Genomic DNA, 15,890 nt, shown 5'->3' on the forward strand with positions numbered 1-15,890 from the left:
CCGAGGAGTGCCAGCGTCTTATATATACACCAACAGGAGCGAGTCCCACTGTGGATCGATCACGTGATGTGGATGGCGGGCTTGTTCGGCCGGGCTCTGTGTGCCTGCTCGCCGTCGGGCTCGGCTCGCCTGACGACCACGTCCGCGTCGAACTCCTCGGCGAACAGCCACGACGCCTGTTCCAGCACCGTCAGCTCCCGCTCGGGAGCCAGCACTGGCTCGAACCCGCCCGAACGGTCGGCCAGCTCGGCCGCGTAGTCGGCCGCCGCCTCGGTGCCGGGCACGGCGTCGGCGTCCATGATACGACCGACGACCGCCCCGTCTGCCGGCTGTCCCGCGGGTGTACTGCCGTCCCGAGAGCGACGGCTCCCCTCGCTCGCGGTCGAGTCTGGCTCCTGGTTCACCTCGCGAGCGATCTCGTAGGCGCGATAGCTCCAGTCGGGCGCGACGACGAGCTCGATCTCGTCTGGATCGGTGATCTCGACCACGTCGGTGATCTCGCGCACGTCAGCGAGCGTCGTCCGGACGAGTTCGCGCTCGGTGCGGTAGTCGGGGATGTCGTGCAGCGGCGTGGGCCAGTCGGCACCGGCGATCAGCCCCTCGCCGTCCAGCGCGGACCACAGCTCCTCGGCCAGATAGGGGGCGAGCGGCGCGAGCAGTTTCGTCAGCACGCGCAGCCCCCGACTGTACGCGAAGCGGTACGGGGTCTCGTACTCGCGGTAGCGTCGCAGCAACTGGGCGAACTGCTGGAGTTCGGTGACGACCCGGTGGAAGCGAAAGCGGTCGTACTCGTCGGTGACCGCGGCGATCGTCCGATCGATCTCCCGTTCGAGGTAGGCGTCGTGCGGTCTGCTCTCGGTCCGACCGCCGGCACCGTCGGTGAACGACAGCACCATCCGGTACACGTCCTGCTGGAACTCGTAGGCGTTGCTCACGTCCGTCGCCGTCCACTCGAAGTCCTGGCCGGGGTGTGCCGCCGAGAGGACGAACAGCCGCGTGGTCTCCGCGCCGTACTCGTGGGGAGCCACGTCGTTGCCCTTCGACTTGGACATCTTCTCGCCGCCGTGCAACACCGTCCCCTGGTTGACCAGCCGGTCGACGGGCTCGCGCCGGTCGAGCAGACCCAGGTCCGCCAGCGCGCGGGTGAAAAAGCGGATGTACAGCAGGTGAAGCACCGCGTGCTCGTCGCCACCGACGTACACGTCGACCGGGAGCCAGTCGTCGGCGACCTCGTTCTCGAAGGGAGCCGTCGAGAGGTCGGGGTTCAGGTACCGCAGGAAGTACCAGGAGGAGTCGACGAAGGTGTCCATGGTGTCGGTCTCGCGTTCGGCGGGGCCGCCACAGTCGGGACAGGTCGTCTGGACGAACTCGTCGCTCGCGGCCAGTGGGTTCCCCGTGGTCTGGACGAACTCGGGAAGTTCGACGGGGAGGTCCTCGTCGGGCACCGGCACCGCGCCACACTCCTCGCAGTGGACCATCGGGATCGGCGTCCCCCAGTAGCGCTGTCGTGAGATGAGCCAGTCCCGGAGCCGGTAGGTTGTCGCCGCCGTCACGGCGTCGTGGTCCAGCAAGCGCTCGCGGGCGGCCGCGCTCGCCAGCCCCTCGTAGGCCCCGTCGGCGACGATCATCCCCTCGTCGGTGTACGGGAGGGGCTGGCCGTTACGTTCTCCGTGTTCGCCGTCGTTGGGCGCGACGACTCGCTCGACCGGGAGGTCGTGTGCCGTGGCGAAGGCGTGGTCGCGCTCGTTGTGGGCCGGCACGCCCATCACCGCGCCCGTCCCCACGTCAGAGAGGACGTAGCTGGCGACGTAGACGGGGATCTCCTCGCCGGTGACCGGGTTCGTCGCGGTGAGGCCAGTGTCGACGCCGGCCGTTCCCTCGGCTCGGCCGTCCGCGGCGCGGTCGTGGAAGTCGTCGACCGCCTCGCTCGCTCCCGAGGACGTGCGCTGGGCGAGTTCGCGGGCGACCCCGTGGCCCGGCGCGAGGGCCAGATACGTCGCCCCGAAGACGGTGTCTGGCCGGGTCGTGAACACGTCGATCGGATCGCCGTCGATCTCGAAGGTGATCTGGGCACCCTCGCGGCGGCCGATCCAGTTGCGCTGGATCTCGCGGACGCTTTCGGGCCACCCGTCGAGGGCATCCAGGCCGTCCGCGAGTTCGTCCGCGTAGTCGGTGATCGTGAAGAACCACTGGTCGAGTTCGCGGGTCTCGACCGCGGTGCCACAGCGCCAGCAGACCCCCTCGCCGTCGGCGTGTCCCGGCGTGTCGTCGCGCACGTCGGCGTGACCGTCGCCCTCGTCGACCTGTGCGTCGGCCAGGACGGTCTCGCAGTCCGGGCACCAGTTGACCTGCGCGCCGGTGTACTCGACGAGATCGTTCTCGTAGAAGCGGGTAAAGAGCCACTGGTTCCACCGGTAGTACTCCGGCTCACAGGTCGTGATCTCGCGAGACCAGTCGTAGCCAAACCCCATCCGTTCGAGTTCGTCGCGCATCTGCTCGATGCACGTTCGAGTCCACGACTCCGGGTCGGTGTCGCGCTCGTAGGCGGCGTTCTCCGCCGGGAGCCCGAAGGCGTCCCACCCCATCGGGTGGAGCACGTCCTCGCCGTTCATCCGCCGGTAGCGAGCGACGGCGTCGGTGATCGCGTAGTTGCGGATGTGGCCCATGTGCAGCGAGCCCGACGTGTAGGGGAACATCCCCAGCACGTAGGTCCCCTCGCCGCGGTCGATCGCCGCGTCGTCGAGTTCGTACACGCCCTCGCGGTCCCAGACGTGTTGCCAGTACTCCTGGACGCGGGCGTGGTTGTAGCGGTTCGACATCGTCGTGCCCGGATGGTGGGAGGGTGGCACCATCACTGTTCTGCCAGCGAGAGCGTGACGCCGAGCGCGTGGGAGTCGACGAACGGAAACCTACATGATCTTTCGCAATGGTTCGGGCAGAACCACGGCGTCGGCGACGGCGAACGCGGGGCTGGCCCCATCTGTTGGGCGGCCTTTTTTGTACACCGAGCCGGAGTATACTCACAATGACCGGAGTGCCGCAGCAGGCGACGCTGGCTGACGATCGGACCTGGGCGTTCGAGGCCGTCCAGTCGGTCTCCCGGACGTTCGCGCTGAGTGTCGAGTTGCTGGACGAGCCGATGACGGAGTGGGTCTGTACCGGCTATCTCCTCTGCCGGACCGCAGACACGATCGAGGACGAACCGACGATCCCGATGGGCCGACGCGCCGAGCTCTTAGAGACCTTCGACGCGATGCTGGCCGAAGAGTCGGAGACGACCGTCGAGGACTTTCTCTCGGCCGTCGAGCCGGAGACGCCGGCCGACGGGGGCGACGACTGGGCCGTCCTCGGTCAGACCGACCGGATCGTCCGCCTCTGGCGGTCGTTTCCCGACCCCGTCCAGGACGGGATGCGCTCGATCACCCGCGAGATGGCGACGGGCATGGCGGACATCCTGCGCCGCCACGAGGACAGCGGCGGCCTCCGTCTGGAGACGCTCGACGAGCTCGAAGAGTACTGCTGGTACGTCGCCGGCACCGTCGGCCAGCTGTTCATGAAGCTCCAGACCGCCCGAGCCGACCCCGACGACCCCACGCCGGACCCCGAAGACGCCCGCGCGTTCGCACTCCTGCTCCAGCTCGTCAACATCGCCAAGGACGTTCGCGCCGACTGGGACGAAGAGCACAACGTCTACCTGCCCGGCGAGTGGCTCGCCGAGGAAGAACTCGACCACGAGGCCGTCGCCGAGCCCGAGCACTCGACCGCGGTCGCCCGCGTCGTCGGCCGGGTCGTCGACCAGGCCGCCGACTACGCACACGGTGCCCAGCGGTACCTCTCGACGGTCCCGGAGGGAGACAACGGCGGTCTCCTGGAGGCGACGGCGCTGCCCTACCTGCTGGCACTCGGGACGATCCGCGAACTCCGCGAACGGACCGTCGACGCCGTCGAACAGCCCGACGCGGTCAAGCTCGAACGCGAGGAGGTCGAGGCGCTGTTCGCCGAGGCCGAGGACGGCTTCACCCGCGACCAGGTCCGCGATCTCGCAGCCACGGTGCGAGCCGGTCCGTACCACGAGCAGTAGCGACCGACGACCCTGGCGCGAACGCTTTTGACAGTGCCCGTCGAACGGCCGGCATGGACCGGAATCGATGACCGGGGTCGCGTTCTGGTCGCTGGTCGGCCTCGCCTCGCTGACGAGCCTCGTGACGGCGTGGGCCCTCGGTGCGAACAGCAACTCCCCGCCGTTCGCGCCAGCGATCGGTGCGAACGCCATCTCGACGATGCGGGCGGCCTTCCTCATCGGTATCCTCGCCGCCCTCGGCGCGTTGACACAGGGCGGCGCGATCTCCGAGACCGTCGGCGCGGGGCTCATCGACGGCGTCCAGATCACGTCGCTTGCGGCGACGGCGGGGCTGCTCACCGCGAGCGCGTTCATGGCCTTCGGGGTCTACAGCGGCTATCCCGTGCCGGCGGCCTTCGCCACGACCGGCGCGATGGTCGGCGTCGGGCTCTCGCTGGACGGCGATCCCGCGATGGCCACCTACTGGCGGATCGGGACGTTCTGGCTCCTCGTGCCGCCTGTCTCGGGCGGCCTGGCGTATCTCACGGCGACGATCCTGCGCCGGGACGACATCCCCGAGACGGTCGGGGTCCCGCTGCTCGCGGCCATCGTCGGCGGGATCGTCGCGAACGTCCAGCTCGGCGTCGTCCCGACGCCCCCCGGCGTCCAGCAGGGTTCGATCGCCGGGTTTCTGGCGCGACAGGTGCCCACGCCGATCGTCGGCGGGCTCGACCTCGGCGTCGTCGGGTTCACGCTGGTGTTCGCGGCGGTGAGCTTCCAGTGGATCCGCCGCCGCACGCTGGCCTCGGTGGACCGCGGGATCAAGACCTTCCTCGTCGTGCTGGGCAGCGTCGTCGCGTTCTCCAGTGGCGGCAGTCAGGTCGGGCTGGCGACCGGACCACTGGAGAACCTCTACGGCGCCCAACTCGAACTGCCGGGGATCGTCCTGCTGGGACTCGGTGCCGCCGGCATCCTCGGCGGGGCGTGGATGGGCGCGCCGCGACTGCTCCAGGCGACTTCTCGGGAGTACGCCCAGCTCGGTGTCCGCCGGTCGATCGCCGCGCTCGTCCCCGGTTTCATCATCGCCCAGACCGCGATCGCGCTGGGGATCCCGATCTCGTTCAACAACATCATCATCTCCGGCGTGATCGGCGGTGGGCTGGCCGGCGGCTCGGCGGGCGTCTCCAGGCGAAAGATCGGCGTCACGCTGGCGTTCTGGGTGATCACGCTCGTGACCTCCATCGGGATCGGCTTCGGCCTCTACCGGCTCCTCGCGACGGTGCTCGGCGTCACCTGACGACGGTGACGGTCACCGGGGCCTCGCGGACGACCGCCGTCGCGACCGTCCCGAGCAGGCGCTTCGCGAGATCGCTGCCGCCGCCGTGACCGCCCATCACGATCTGGTCCGCGTCGTTGGCCTCGGCGTAGGCGACGATCGTCTCGGCGGGGTCACCCTCCTCGACGACCGTCTCGACGGGGTCACCCTCCTCGACGACCGTCTCGACGGGCTGGTCGGTACCGGCGGCCTGCTCTCTGGCGGCGTCTATCACGTCCGCCGCGTGCTCGCGAGCCGCGCCTCCCCGCACCTCGTCGGTCAGCACGCCGCTCTCGCTCATCGCGGCGTCGATCGGCGTCACGACGTTCAACACCGTGATCGGACAGTCGAAAACGTCCAGCGCGTGGGACAGCGCCGCCTGCGAGAGCGGCGAGCCGTCGAGGGGGACGAGGACGTGTGAGGGTCGCATACCGGAACCGTCGTCAGCCGGGATCAAAGAGGTGGGTGCTCGTGTCAAGTGCTATGGGTCGGCGAGTGTGCTCGCCGGGAAATTCGTCGCAAAAATAGTCCATCCTGGATATCGAACCGGAGCAAGACGGTCGCTCACTACGTTCGCGCTGCGACTTGCAGGGCTCGAATCCACTCCGTCGACGATTCCGCGGCTCGCGAGTTTGCGAGCCGCAGGAATAGTCCATCCTGGATATCGAACCGGAGCAAGACGGTCGCTCACTACGTTCGCGCTGCGACTTGCAGGGCTCGAATCCACTCCGTCGACGATTCCGCGGCTCGCGAGTTTGCGAGCCGCAGGAATAGTCCATCCTGGATATCGAACCGGAGCAAGACGGTCGCTCACTACGTTCGCGCTGCGACTTACAGGGCTCGAATCCACTCCGTCGACGATTCCGCGGCTCGCGAGTGTGCTCGCCGCAGGAATAGTCCATCCTGGATTCGAACCAGGGTCGAAGCCCCCAGAAGGCTTCAGGATTGGCCACTACCCCAATGGACTGTGTACCCCATCGTATCCGGCAGTCGCATATCAGTGTTACGGACGAGACGGTTCCGTGTGACCGTCTGCCATCCGATCGCCGGGGGCTACAGCGACACCGTCTCCAGGGACTCGGAGATCTCCTGGACGTGGTCGTTGTAGGCGGCGACGAACGCGCTCACGTCGTCGGCGTGGGCTCGCAGGTCGTGGGCGTCCGGGGGCTGGTACTGCGAGAGGAGGTAGACGCCGCCCTCGCCGCCGACCCGGAGGTAGTCCGCCCGCCCTTCCTCCCAGTTGAGTTCCCAGCGCGAGCCGTCGATCCGAGTCGTGAAGGTACCGTAGCTGTCGCCGCTGTAGCGGTAGAGCTGCTGGGCCATGGCGTCGGCGGCCTCCCGGAGCTCCGAGAGGATCGCCTGGCGGGTAGCGACCACGTCGTCGACGGTGGCGATCTCGGGGAACTCGGTCGAAACGTCGTCGAGGACGCCGTCGAGCGAGCGAACGTGGTCGTTGAACGCGGCGACGAACGCGTCGTAGTCGCTCATCGCCGTCGCCAGAGCGGACGGTTCGGGCGGTTGCTGGGTCGAGACGACGTAGATCTCGCGACCGCCCCGTTCGTAGCGGAGGTACTGCACGTCGCCGGCCTCGTATTTCAGCGTCCAGGAGGCGGCGTCGGTCTCGAAGGTCGCCTGTCCGTAGTCGCCGCCCTGGAGGCGGGCGAGTTCGCGGGCGATCTCACCCGCGTGGTCTGTGACCGCGGCGACGATCTCGTCCCGGCGCGCGGCGGCCGCGTCGGTCCCGACCACGTCGGCGTCCAGCCCCTCGATCATCGTCCACAGCGAAGGGTTCGAACGGCATAACGGCGGTGACTTCGGACGGGCGCAGAAAGACGAGCGTACCGTCGTGGCGGGGCGAATACGCCCGGATTATCCCGTGAACGATCGAGACAGTATAGCACCGGGCGGCCCCGAGTCGATGCATGGCTTCCGAAACTCCCGCTTCGAGCGTCGGCCGCGACGGGACGCCCGCCGTCTCCTCGCCGTGGGTGCGCGGCCTGGCGGCCGGACTGATCGGCGGGCTCGAGACGGGCGTGTTTCTGACAGTCGCCGCACCGGCTGTCCTCTCGGAGACGTTCCCGGCACTGGTCTTTGCGAGCGGGCCGGTCGTGGGCTGGCTCGTGCTCGCGGTCGCCAGCGCCGCGGCCGGGATCGTCTTTACGACCGTCGTCGAGCGACAGGCGCTCTCGACGACGGTCGTCCTCGGAATCGGATACAGCGTCGCGCTGTGGCTCGTCGCCGCGGTCGCGCTCCCGACCTGGCTCGGGGCGGTCGGAGCCACCGCCCCGCCGTTCCCGTGGTTCGATCCGACGCTGCTGGCCGGACTGGCCCTCTACGGTATCGTCCTCGGAATCGGACACTGGCTGTTCGGCCGGTGACGGGCAAAATCGACACCTCCTTACTTCGACCGCCGAACGAACGGATATGTACGTTGGACGGTTCGTCGTCGTCGGCCCGCAGGTCGGCGCGTACCGCGTCTCGTCGCGATCGTTCCCGAACAGGAGAGCCCTCGACCGTGACGGCACGATCACGGTCGGACCGACCGAAGACGCTCCCGAGACCGACAACCCCTACATCTCGTACAACGCCGTGCGGGAGACCGACCGGGGCGTCGTCGTCGGTAACGGCTCTCACGTCGACCCGATCGCAGAGAAGCTCTCGCTTGGCTACCCCGCGCGGGACGCCGTCGCCGAGTCGCTGCTGGCGCTTGACTTCGAGAAGGACGACTACGACACCCCGCGCATCGCCGGGATCGTCGGCGTCGATCCCGACGACCCCACGACGCGGGCCGAGGGCCACGGCGGCGTCATCGGGACGGTCCGCCGGGACGCGCTCCTGGTCGAAGAGGTCACCGAGCCGACGCTGGTCGCGACCTACGAGACGGACAGCCCGGAGGCGTTCGACCTGGAAGCGACCGACGCCGAGGAGATCGCCCGGGAAGTCTACGGCCACGAGTTCGAACACGCCGTCTGTGCGGCGGGCGTCACCGTCGACGGCGGCGTCGAGACCGCGATCTACAACGGCTAGGGCGCTCCAGTCCGCTTTTTACGGCTCTCGGCCGGAGTCCGAACGGGTCAGTCCAAAGGTCTAAGCAGGCGGGGCACCCATGTGTAGACACTATGAGCACGGAGACCGAAAGCGGCGACGACCTCGAGGAGCGTATCACGAACTTCCTGCGCCGGAACTTCCCGCAGATCCAGATGCACGGCGGCTCGGCGGCGATCCAGAACATCGACCGCGAAGAAGGCAGTGTCACGATCCAGCTCGGCGGTGCCTGTTCTGGCTGTGGGATCTCGCCGATGACGATCCAGGCGATCAAGACCCGCATGACCAAGGAGATCCCCGAGATCGACACGGTCCACGCCAACACGGGCATGGACGGCAGTGAGGGCATGGCCGGCGGTGCCAGCCCGTCGATGCCCGGCGACTCGCGGGGCGGCGAGATCGGCGGCGACGACGAAGGCCCCGAAGCGCCGTTCTAAGCTCCAAGCTTCTCCGTTTTTTCTCGTCGGTGAGCGACGGCTCCGCGCCGTGGAGCCGGGCCGTGGGATTATGCATCTCGCTGCCTAACTACGGGTATGCGTCTGGGGCCCCTCGCGCTCGTCGCCGTCGCGCTCCTGGCGGGGTGTGGCGGGCTGGTCGGCACGTCCACGGAGACGACGGTGACGCCGGCACCGGTCCCCGAACCGCCCGCCACCGAGTCGACCGGCAGCGCGATCGCACCGGGCGTCGGGGGTGCGCGGATCGTCGACGCCGACCGGCTGGCCCGAGCCCACCGAACGGCGATCCGGAACCGCTCGTACGTCTGGCAGGAGCGCCAGCGCGCGAGTCCCGTCGAGACGAACGAATCCGAGCGAATCGACACGCGGCTGTGGGTCGAGCGCGAGCGGCGCTATCGCTACGAGCTGTCGACCTCGTGGCGTCCGGTCAACACCTCCGAGTACACCGAGGGCGAGACGCGATACCGACGTGACGTGAGTCGCGCCGGCTTCACCTACTCGACGGCACCCGGAACGAACGTCACGGCACGCTACGGCCACCAGCCCGAAGTGGCGATCAGCCGGTATCTCGCGATCGGATCGGCCACCGTCGCGGCGACCACGGTCGACGGCCAGCGGTACTATCGGATCACGGGCTCGGCCGACACGTTACCCGTGACCGGTGAGATCAGCAACTACAGCGTCGAGGCACTGGTGGCTCCCTCGGGGTTCGTCCGCTCGCTGTCGGTCAGCTACGAGGACGTGATCGGCAGCAACCGCGAGCGGATCGACTATCGCTACCGGTACAGCGCCGTCGGCGAGACGACGGTCCAGCCCCCGGAGTGGGTCCGGGCGCGCTGGCCGGAGAACGTGACGACGGCGACGACCACCCCCACGGGGAGCGCGACCGATACACCGGACTGACACTTTCTTTGACTATCGAAACAATCTTTGTACTACAGGAGGAGTCCTCCACCAGTGACAGAACGCCAGAAACAACTGCGAGCGCTGTTTTTCACGCGATTCGCCGGTGCCTTCGGGCTGGTGACGCTCCTGACGCTGTTGCCGACGTACATCGAAGTCCTCGGGGCCGAGGGGTTCGTCGTCGGGATGTTCGTCACCGGCCTGACCTTCGCACAGGCAGTCGCGGTGATCCCGGTGTCGTACCTCGGGGACCGCTACGACAAACGGACGATCCTGCTCGTCGGCCTCGGGCTGGCAGCCGCCGTCTACGGTGCCTTCACGTTCGTCGAGACGAGCTGGGGGTTCGTCCTCGTCCGGGGGGTCCAGGGCATCGCCGCGACCACTGCCGGCCTGCTCGGACTCGCGCTCGTGGGCCAGTTAGCCAGGGACAGCAAACGCGGCAACACCATCGGCAAGTCGAACTCCTGGCGGTTCGCCGCGGACATCGGCGGGACGCTCTCGGCCGGGGTACTCTACGACAACTTCGGCTTCTCGACCGTCTTCGGGCTCCTGATGGTCGTCACCGGGCTGGCCTTCCTCGCGGTGCTCGCGTGGGTCGAGCCCGACGAGACGACCGTCGAGGAGTTCGCGTTCTTCGATCTGGCGGTCAACCGCCGGATCGCGACGATCACGAGCTTCCGGGCCCAGTACGCCGTCGCGGTGACGCTGGTCCGTAACTGGGTGCCGATCTTTGCCGGCGTCGCGGCCGCTCAGGGCGGACTGGGGTTCAACGCCGCCGTCAACGGTGCGACGGCGGTGAGTCTGACCATCGTCAGCGCCCGCTTCATGAACATGCTGAGCCAGCCGTTCACGGGCCGGCTCTCCGACCGGTTCGGTCGCGCGCGGTTCGTCTTCGTGGGCGGGCTCGCATACGGGATCGCCGCCCTCCTCGTCCCGTTCACGCCCGCGATCGGCTCCGCGCTGGCGCTCCCGGCCACGTTCCCCTACTTCGGCGAACTCTCCGCGGCGTTCCTCCCGCTGCTGGCCGTCAGTGCCCTGCTCGGGATCGCCGACTCGATCCGGGAGCCCGCCAGCATGGCGCTGTTCGCAGACGAGGGGACGGGTGAGGGCGTCGCCGCGAGTTTCGGGATCCGGGACATCGTCTGGCGACCGGGCGCGGTCGTCGCACCGCTGGTCGGTGGCTGGCTCATGAGTAGCGTCGGCATAGACTGGGTGTTCTTTCTGGGCGCTGGGGCCGCCTTCTCCGGCGTGATCGCGTTCGTCGGCATCCTCTCGTACGACCACGGGCGCGAGGGGCTGGCGAAGTGGTGATCAGAGTCGCTCGGCGACGGCGCTCGCGGCGCTCACGTCGCTGACGGCCCGTTCGATCGTGTCGGTGCCGTAGACCCGTTCGACGCCGGCACTCGCCAGCTTCGTCTGGGCGTTGGACGCCAGCATGGGGTGGACACAGGAGACGAAGACCCGGCCGGCCCCCCGGTCGTTCAACACGCCGACGGCCTCGCTCATCGTCGATCCGGTGGCGATGATGTCGTCGGCGACGACCACGTCCCGGTCGGCGACGGTCGCGTCGCTTGGCGAGATGTCGACCGCGCCGGTGTCGTAGTCTCTCTCTTTCTCGAAGTAGTCGACGGTCCCGCGCCCGTAGGCGTCTCGGACGGTCGTCGCGATGTCGACGGCCCCCTCGTCGGGCGAGAGAAAGAGCGGTTCGTCGAGCGTCGCGGGCAGCGGGTCGGCCAGGACGCCGGCAGCGTCGACCGGTTCGGCGGGCACGTCGAAAAAGTCGCAGACGGAGTCCTCGTGGGGGTTGACCGTCAGCACGCGGTCGGTGCCAGACGAGATGGCCCGTGCCATCGCACGCGAGGAGACGGGTTCGCCGGTTCGAAACGCCTCGTCCTGGCGGGCGTAGCCCATGTACGGCAGGACTGTGAGGACCTCGTCGGCACCGGCTTCGCGGGCGGCGTCTTGCAACTGGAGCAGTTCGACGTGGGCGTGATCCGAGAGCGTCGAGGCGACGACGACCGCCCGGTCGATCTCGTCGGGGACGCGCACGACAGACTCGCCGTCTGCGAAGTCCTCGTACTCGACGCGCCCGAGTGACTCGTCGCTCGCGTCGGCCAGCGCCGCCGCGAACGCCTGCGATTCCGAACCGGGGATGATCATGTTCGCCCATCTACCGGCCGCGCTAAACCCCTTTTCGGTTCCCAGAGAGCCCCGGTCCGGCGAGCTACGGCACGGCGACGCCGGTGACTCCGGCCAGCCCGAGCGCGCGCGAGCGCCACTCCGGTGCGCCGTCTTTCGCGGTCACCGGGTCGATCGCGACGGTGCCGTCGGCGGTGACCGTCACCGTCGCGGCGGCGTAGGCGACGTCGACGATCCCGGACACGGTCGGGTCGACCGCCGCCCACTCGCCGCTGGCGCGTGCGAAGAGATCGCCGTCGACGACTGCGTGTGCGCGGTCGCCGTCACGCTCGGCCGAGACGACGGTCGCGTCGCCGGCCAGTTCGGTCGTCCAGCCGTCGGCGAGACGGTCGACGCCGTCGGCGGTCCCGGCGTACGGTCCGGCGGCGGCCACGTCTCGGACGGCGTCCCCGCCCAGCGCGACGAGGTCGTCGCCGTCGATCCGGAAGCAGCCCTCGGCGGCCGCCACGAGGTCGCCGTCGACGGCGTGGGGCTCGTCGACAGCGCCCAGTGTCACCCACTCGTCGCCGTCGAGCCGGGCGAGTGTCCCGTCCTCGCTCGCGGCGACGACGCGCTCGTCGACGCCGACCGCCGTCGCCGGGCCGAAGCCGGTGGCGGTGAATCCCGCCTCGTCGCCGACCAGCACGTCCTCGTCGGTCGCGACCGCGAGGCGGCCGTCGCTGCCGGCGATGTCGCGGGCCGTACACCCGTGTTCGAGCCCGAAACGGCCGATCTGGTCGTCCGAGAGCGCCACCGTCGCCACGCCCATCTCGCAGGCGACGTAGGCGTGGACCTCCTCGCGGCGCTCCTCGTAGATCCGCTTCTCGTCGAGGGCGATGTCGTCGTCGCTCATGGGCGGGGGTTGGTCGGGTCGGCTGGAAAGGCTACCGCCTCACCGGTTCGGGACGCCGGTGTGACGGACGGCCCTCGGAATCTCGAAGCACGGGCCGGCGTCGGAGGCTGCCGAGACACACCACGTCGTGACTCAAAGCGGCCTTTCACCGTTCAGGGCCTTGATGCGACCGTCCGTCGTACGATCAGGCGACCCATGCCAACGATACACGTGACCAGACGACAGATCGCGCTGCTGGCCGTCGTCGTCCTCGTCGCCGTCGCCGGCTGTTCGGGTGCCCAAAACACCGCCGACAGCGGCGGCTCCGATCTGGGAATGCAGTCGGCCGGCGACGGCAGCGGCGGCAGTAGCGGTGGCGGCGGCGTCGGCAGCTACTACGACGCCGACGGGGATCGCGTGATCGTCCGCGAGTCCCGGATGGACCTGCGGGTCGACAACTTCACGCGGGCGTTTCGCTCGACCCGCGAGATCGCCGCGGCCCACGGCGGCTACGTCGGCGACCGCTCGCAGAACTCCCGGGGCGACTGGGACGAGGGCCGGATTACGGTCCGGGTGCCCCCCGAGAACTTCTCCGAGGCCCGCGACGACCTCGCGGTGCTTGGCCACGTCGAGGACGAGTCGGTGTCGGTCCAGGACTTCACCGACGAGTACAACGACCGCGAGGCCCGCATCGAGGACCTCCAGCAGGAAGAACGGGCCCTCGAAAGCCTGCTGAGCCGGGCCAACGACAGCGAGGAAGCCAGCGAGATCAGAAACGACCTCCGGGAGGTACGAGACGAGCTCCGAACCCTCCGCCAGCAACAGTCCTCGCTGGAGCGCCGTGAGGCCATGTCGACGATCCGGATCGACGCCCACGAGCCGGTGAGCGAGCAGCCACCCGAGAACTACCGCTCCTCGTTTGGCTTCGACGACGCGTTCATGGAGGCGTTCTACGGCGGCCTGACGGCGGTGAAGTACGTCGTCGTCTTCTTCGGCTACGCGATCCCGATCGGGCTCTCGCTGTTGCCGCTGGCGGCCTTCGGCCTCGTGCTCGTCGGCGGCTTCCGCCGGACTCGGCGGTTCGTCTCGGGAGCGATGAGCGCCGACTCGGAGAGGGCAAACGACTCGCCGGCAGTCGTCGAGACGAGCGGTGACGAGGCCGGGACGACCGACGACGGCGAGCCCGACGGCGGCGAGACCGACGAGTAGCTACAGGGCGTCCTTGTACGCTTCCAGCGCTTCGTCGATGTCCGCCTCGGTGTGGGCGTCACAGACGAACTGCGACTCGAACTGGTTGGCCGTGAGGAAGACTCCTTGCTCTTTCATCGCCGGCCAGAACAGGCGCTGCCAGCGCTCGGTCTCGGCCCGTTTGACGTCCGCCCCGGTCTTCGGGCAGGTCTCGAAGCGCTCACAGTCGGGGTCCTGCGTACAGCCGGCGTCACAGGGGCCGCCGGCCTGCGTGCCGTCGGCGTCGCGGGTGAACACCACCTTGAACATCGAGTCGGTGCCGACGACGGTGTACTCGGGTGCCTGATCCGCGAGGATGTCCGTCAGGCCGGCTCGCAGCCGTTCGCCAAGGCCGTTCACGTGGTCGTACACGTCGTTCTCGGCGGCGTAGCGCAGCGTCTCCAGGCCGGCGGCCATCGTCACGGGGTGACCCGAGAAGGTGCCCGACTGGAACACGTCGCCAGCGGGGGTAAACTGCTCGACGATCTCCGAGCGGCCGCCGACGGCTCCGACCGGGAACCCGCCCCCGACGATCTTGCCGAAGGTCGTCAGGTCGGGCGTGACGCCGAATTTCCCCTGAGCACACTGGAGGCCACCGACCCGAAAGCCCGTGATGACCTCGTCGAAGACGAGCAACGAGCCGTGGTCGTCACACAGCTCGCGCAGCGTCTCGTGGTAGCCATCGACCGGGTGGACGATGCCGTAGTTGCCCAGGATCGGCTCGGTCAGGACCGCGGCGATGTCGTCGCCGTGCTCGGCGAACAACTCCCGTGCGGCCTCGGCGTCGTTGAACGGCAGCGTCAGGGTGTGCTCGGCGAACTCCGGGGGGATGCCGGGACTGGAGGGGGCGGTGTGGTCGCCCTCGCCCTCGACCAGCGTCGACTCCTGTGCGCCGTGGTAGCCCCCCTGCATGACGACGATCTTGTCCCGGCCGGTGTAGGCCCGCGCCAGACGCACCGCCGACACCGTCGCCTCGGTGCCGCTGTTGACGAAGCGGGTCATCTCGACGCTGGGGACGTGCCGGCGGACGAACTCCGCCAGCTCGACCTCGACTTCCGTCGGCGCGCCGTACATCGGCCCCTCGGCGGCGCGTTGCTGGACCGCCGACTGGACCGGTTCGGGCAGGTCGTGGCCCAGCAAGAGCGGGCCGTAGCCCATCACGAAGTCGAGATATCGGTTTCCGTCGGCGTCGATGACGTGGCCGCCGTCCCCGCGCTCGACGAAGAAGGGGTAGGGCTGGGTCGCTCGCACCGAAGAGTTGACGCCGCCCGGCATCACCGACAGCGCCCGATCGTACAGCGATCGCGACTGCTCGTGGTTCATGGCCGTGGATTTGGCCCAGGTCGGAAAGATACTGTCGGTCGTGGAGCCGTCACCTCGACACGTCTGTCGTCTCCGCGACGACGGGCACCCGCTCGTGGCCGGCCGCGCCCAGCAGCGCGATCGTCCGCGCGGTCAGGAGCGTCCCCACGGAGACGGTCTCGCGGCCGCCAAGCGTCGTCGCCGAGAGGACGTTCTTGCCGGGGACCACCGGCTCTCTGAGCGCCACGTCGTCGTTTCGACGACTGGCGTCGTCCGTCTGGACGACCGCGTCCGTGGTCGGGGGAAGCGGTGCGCCCGCGGCGACCGCGACGGCAGTCCGCAACGGCGTCTCGGCCGGCGGCTCGTCGTGAGGAGCGAGGTCTGCGACCACGTCCATGACCACCGGGGCCGCCCGCCGCGTGTCCTCGACCTCGACGGCCGCGACGGCGTAGCCCGCGACGCGAGCGCGGTCGTACTCCGGGGTGGCGGCCGGGCGGTCCTCGGCCAGGACCGCGCCGCGGGCGTCGGCGAGGGAGACCTCGTGGCTCACGTGTCGAACGTCGCCGTCCGGGC

General features: G+C 69.0%; 15 protein-coding genes and 1 tRNA gene. 8 read left to right on the forward strand and 8 right to left on the reverse strand.

Annotated features, from left to right (window positions below; all coding sequences use genetic code 11):
* Positions 1-59 precede the first annotated feature (59 nt).
* Positions 60-2,819 (reverse strand): leucine--tRNA ligase, encoded by a 2,760-nt coding sequence (gene leuS / locus HMUK_RS04275; protein ID WP_015761877.1) that lies wholly within the window; start codon positions 2,817-2,819, stop codon positions 60-62.
* A 206-nt stretch (positions 2,820-3,025) separates the two neighbouring features.
* On the opposite strand from leuS, the gene HMUK_RS04280 reads away from it, so the two are divergent.
* On the forward strand, positions 3,026-4,081 hold the full coding sequence (locus HMUK_RS04280) for a phytoene/squalene synthase family protein (protein ID WP_015761878.1): 1,056 nt from the start codon (positions 3,026-3,028) through the stop codon (positions 4,079-4,081).
* Positions 4,082-4,148: 67 nt separating this feature from the next.
* Positions 4,149-5,357 (forward strand): inorganic phosphate transporter, encoded by a 1,209-nt coding sequence (locus HMUK_RS04285; RefSeq protein WP_015761879.1) that lies wholly within the window; start codon positions 4,149-4,151, stop codon positions 5,355-5,357.
* Here the strand turns inward: HMUK_RS04285 and HMUK_RS04290 are convergent.
* The 3 genes from HMUK_RS04290 to HMUK_RS04300 all read right to left on the reverse strand — a co-directional run bounded on the left by HMUK_RS04290 (position 5,350) and on the right by HMUK_RS04300 (position 7,148).
* Positions 5,350-5,805, reverse strand: a complete 456-nt coding sequence (locus HMUK_RS04290; protein WP_015761880.1) for a universal stress protein — start codon at positions 5,803-5,805, stop codon at positions 5,350-5,352. The genes HMUK_RS04285 and HMUK_RS04290 overlap by 8 nt on opposite strands.
* 464 nt (positions 5,806-6,269) lie before the next feature.
* Positions 6,270-6,342: transfer RNA gene (locus tag HMUK_RS04295), tRNA-Gln, on the reverse strand.
* Between the two features lie 86 nt (positions 6,343-6,428).
* Entirely contained in the window at positions 6,429-7,148 is a 720-nt protein-coding gene (locus tag HMUK_RS04300; RefSeq protein WP_015761881.1) for a hypothetical protein, read from the reverse strand.
* Between the two features lie 149 nt (positions 7,149-7,297).
* On the opposite strand from HMUK_RS04300, the gene HMUK_RS04305 reads away from it, so the two are divergent.
* The 5 genes from HMUK_RS04305 (at position 7,298) to HMUK_RS04325 (ending at position 11,089) form a co-directional block, all read left to right on the forward strand.
* Positions 7,298-7,753 carry a hypothetical protein gene (locus HMUK_RS04305; RefSeq protein WP_015761882.1) on the forward strand — a complete coding sequence of 152 codons (456 nt, stop codon included), beginning with the start codon at positions 7,298-7,300 and terminating at the stop codon, positions 7,751-7,753.
* A gap of 46 nt (positions 7,754-7,799) precedes the next feature.
* Positions 7,800-8,402 (forward strand): IMP cyclohydrolase, encoded by a 603-nt coding sequence (locus HMUK_RS04310; protein ID WP_015761883.1) that lies wholly within the window; start codon positions 7,800-7,802, stop codon positions 8,400-8,402.
* Positions 8,403-8,494: 92 nt separating this feature from the next.
* A complete protein-coding gene (locus HMUK_RS04315; RefSeq protein WP_015761884.1) occupies positions 8,495-8,857 on the forward strand; it encodes a NifU family protein in 363 nt (120 codons plus the stop codon).
* 96 nt (positions 8,858-8,953) lie between these two features.
* A complete protein-coding gene (locus HMUK_RS04320) occupies positions 8,954-9,778 on the forward strand; it encodes a hypothetical protein (protein ID WP_015761885.1) in 825 nt (274 codons plus the stop codon).
* A 54-nt stretch (positions 9,779-9,832) separates the two neighbouring features.
* On the forward strand, positions 9,833-11,089 hold the full coding sequence (locus HMUK_RS04325; RefSeq protein WP_015761886.1) for an MFS transporter: 1,257 nt from the start codon (positions 9,833-9,835) through the stop codon (positions 11,087-11,089).
* Here the strand turns inward: HMUK_RS04325 and prs are convergent, their stop codons facing one another.
* Both prs and HMUK_RS04335 read right to left on the reverse strand, forming a co-directional pair.
* The gene (gene prs / locus HMUK_RS04330; RefSeq protein ID WP_015761887.1) at positions 11,090-11,938 is read right to left on the reverse strand and encodes a ribose-phosphate diphosphokinase; all 849 of its coding nucleotides are present in this window, start codon (positions 11,936-11,938) and stop codon (positions 11,090-11,092) included.
* Between the two features lie 64 nt (positions 11,939-12,002).
* A complete protein-coding gene (locus HMUK_RS04335) occupies positions 12,003-12,809 on the reverse strand; it encodes an HVO_0234 family beta-propeller protein (protein ID WP_015761888.1) in 807 nt (268 codons plus the stop codon).
* Positions 12,810-13,004: 195 nt separating this feature from the next.
* Between HMUK_RS04335 and HMUK_RS04340 the strand changes: the two genes are divergently transcribed.
* The gene (locus HMUK_RS04340; RefSeq protein ID WP_015761889.1) at positions 13,005-13,997 is read left to right on the forward strand and encodes a DUF4349 domain-containing protein; all 993 of its coding nucleotides are present in this window, start codon (positions 13,005-13,007) and stop codon (positions 13,995-13,997) included.
* On the opposite strand, the gene hemL is transcribed toward HMUK_RS04340, so the two are convergent.
* Both hemL and HMUK_RS04350 read right to left on the reverse strand, forming a co-directional pair.
* A complete protein-coding gene (gene hemL / locus HMUK_RS04345; protein WP_015761890.1) occupies positions 13,998-15,338 on the reverse strand; it encodes a glutamate-1-semialdehyde 2,1-aminomutase in 1,341 nt (446 codons plus the stop codon). It lies immediately after the preceding gene.
* A gap of 49 nt (positions 15,339-15,387) precedes the next feature.
* Positions 15,388-15,867, reverse strand: a complete 480-nt coding sequence (locus HMUK_RS04350; RefSeq protein WP_015761891.1) for a molybdenum cofactor biosynthesis protein MoeA — start codon at positions 15,865-15,867, stop codon at positions 15,388-15,390.
* Between the last annotated feature and the right edge of the window lie 23 nt (positions 15,868-15,890).

This window comes from Halomicrobium mukohataei DSM 12286 (assembly GCF_000023965.1).
GTDB classification, from domain to species: Archaea; Halobacteriota; Halobacteria; order Halobacteriales; family Haloarculaceae; genus Halomicrobium; species Halomicrobium mukohataei.

Excerpts from the sequence above, each read along its gene's own strand:
- HMUK_RS04335 (WP_015761888.1), bottom strand. The coding sequence starts at position 12,809 with ATGAGCGACGACGACATCGCCCTCGACGAGAAGCGGATCTACGAGGAG.
- HMUK_RS04300 (WP_015761881.1), bottom strand. The coding sequence starts at position 7,148 with ATGATCGAGGGGCTGGACGCCGACGTGGTCGGGACCGACGCGGCCGCC.
- HMUK_RS04305 (WP_015761882.1), top strand. The coding sequence starts at position 7,298 with ATGGCTTCCGAAACTCCCGCTTCGAGCGTCGGCCGCGACGGGACGCCC.
- HMUK_RS04320 (WP_015761885.1), top strand. The coding sequence starts at position 8,954 with ATGCGTCTGGGGCCCCTCGCGCTCGTCGCCGTCGCGCTCCTGGCGGGG.
- leuS (WP_015761877.1), bottom strand. The coding sequence starts at position 2,819 with ATGTCGAACCGCTACAACCACGCCCGCGTCCAGGAGTACTGGCAACAC.
- HMUK_RS04310 (WP_015761883.1), top strand. The coding sequence starts at position 7,800 with ATGTACGTTGGACGGTTCGTCGTCGTCGGCCCGCAGGTCGGCGCGTAC.
- hemL (WP_015761890.1), bottom strand. The coding sequence starts at position 15,338 with ATGAACCACGAGCAGTCGCGATCGCTGTACGATCGGGCGCTGTCGGTG.
- HMUK_RS04340 (WP_015761889.1), top strand. The coding sequence starts at position 13,005 with ATGCCAACGATACACGTGACCAGACGACAGATCGCGCTGCTGGCCGTC.
- HMUK_RS04280 (WP_015761878.1), top strand. The coding sequence starts at position 3,026 with ATGACCGGAGTGCCGCAGCAGGCGACGCTGGCTGACGATCGGACCTGG.
- HMUK_RS04285 (WP_015761879.1), top strand. The coding sequence starts at position 4,149 with ATGACCGGGGTCGCGTTCTGGTCGCTGGTCGGCCTCGCCTCGCTGACG.
- HMUK_RS04290 (WP_015761880.1), bottom strand. The coding sequence starts at position 5,805 with ATGCGACCCTCACACGTCCTCGTCCCCCTCGACGGCTCGCCGCTCTCG.
- HMUK_RS04315 (WP_015761884.1), top strand. The coding sequence starts at position 8,495 with ATGAGCACGGAGACCGAAAGCGGCGACGACCTCGAGGAGCGTATCACG.
- prs (WP_015761887.1), bottom strand. The coding sequence starts at position 11,938 with ATGATCATCCCCGGTTCGGAATCGCAGGCGTTCGCGGCGGCGCTGGCC.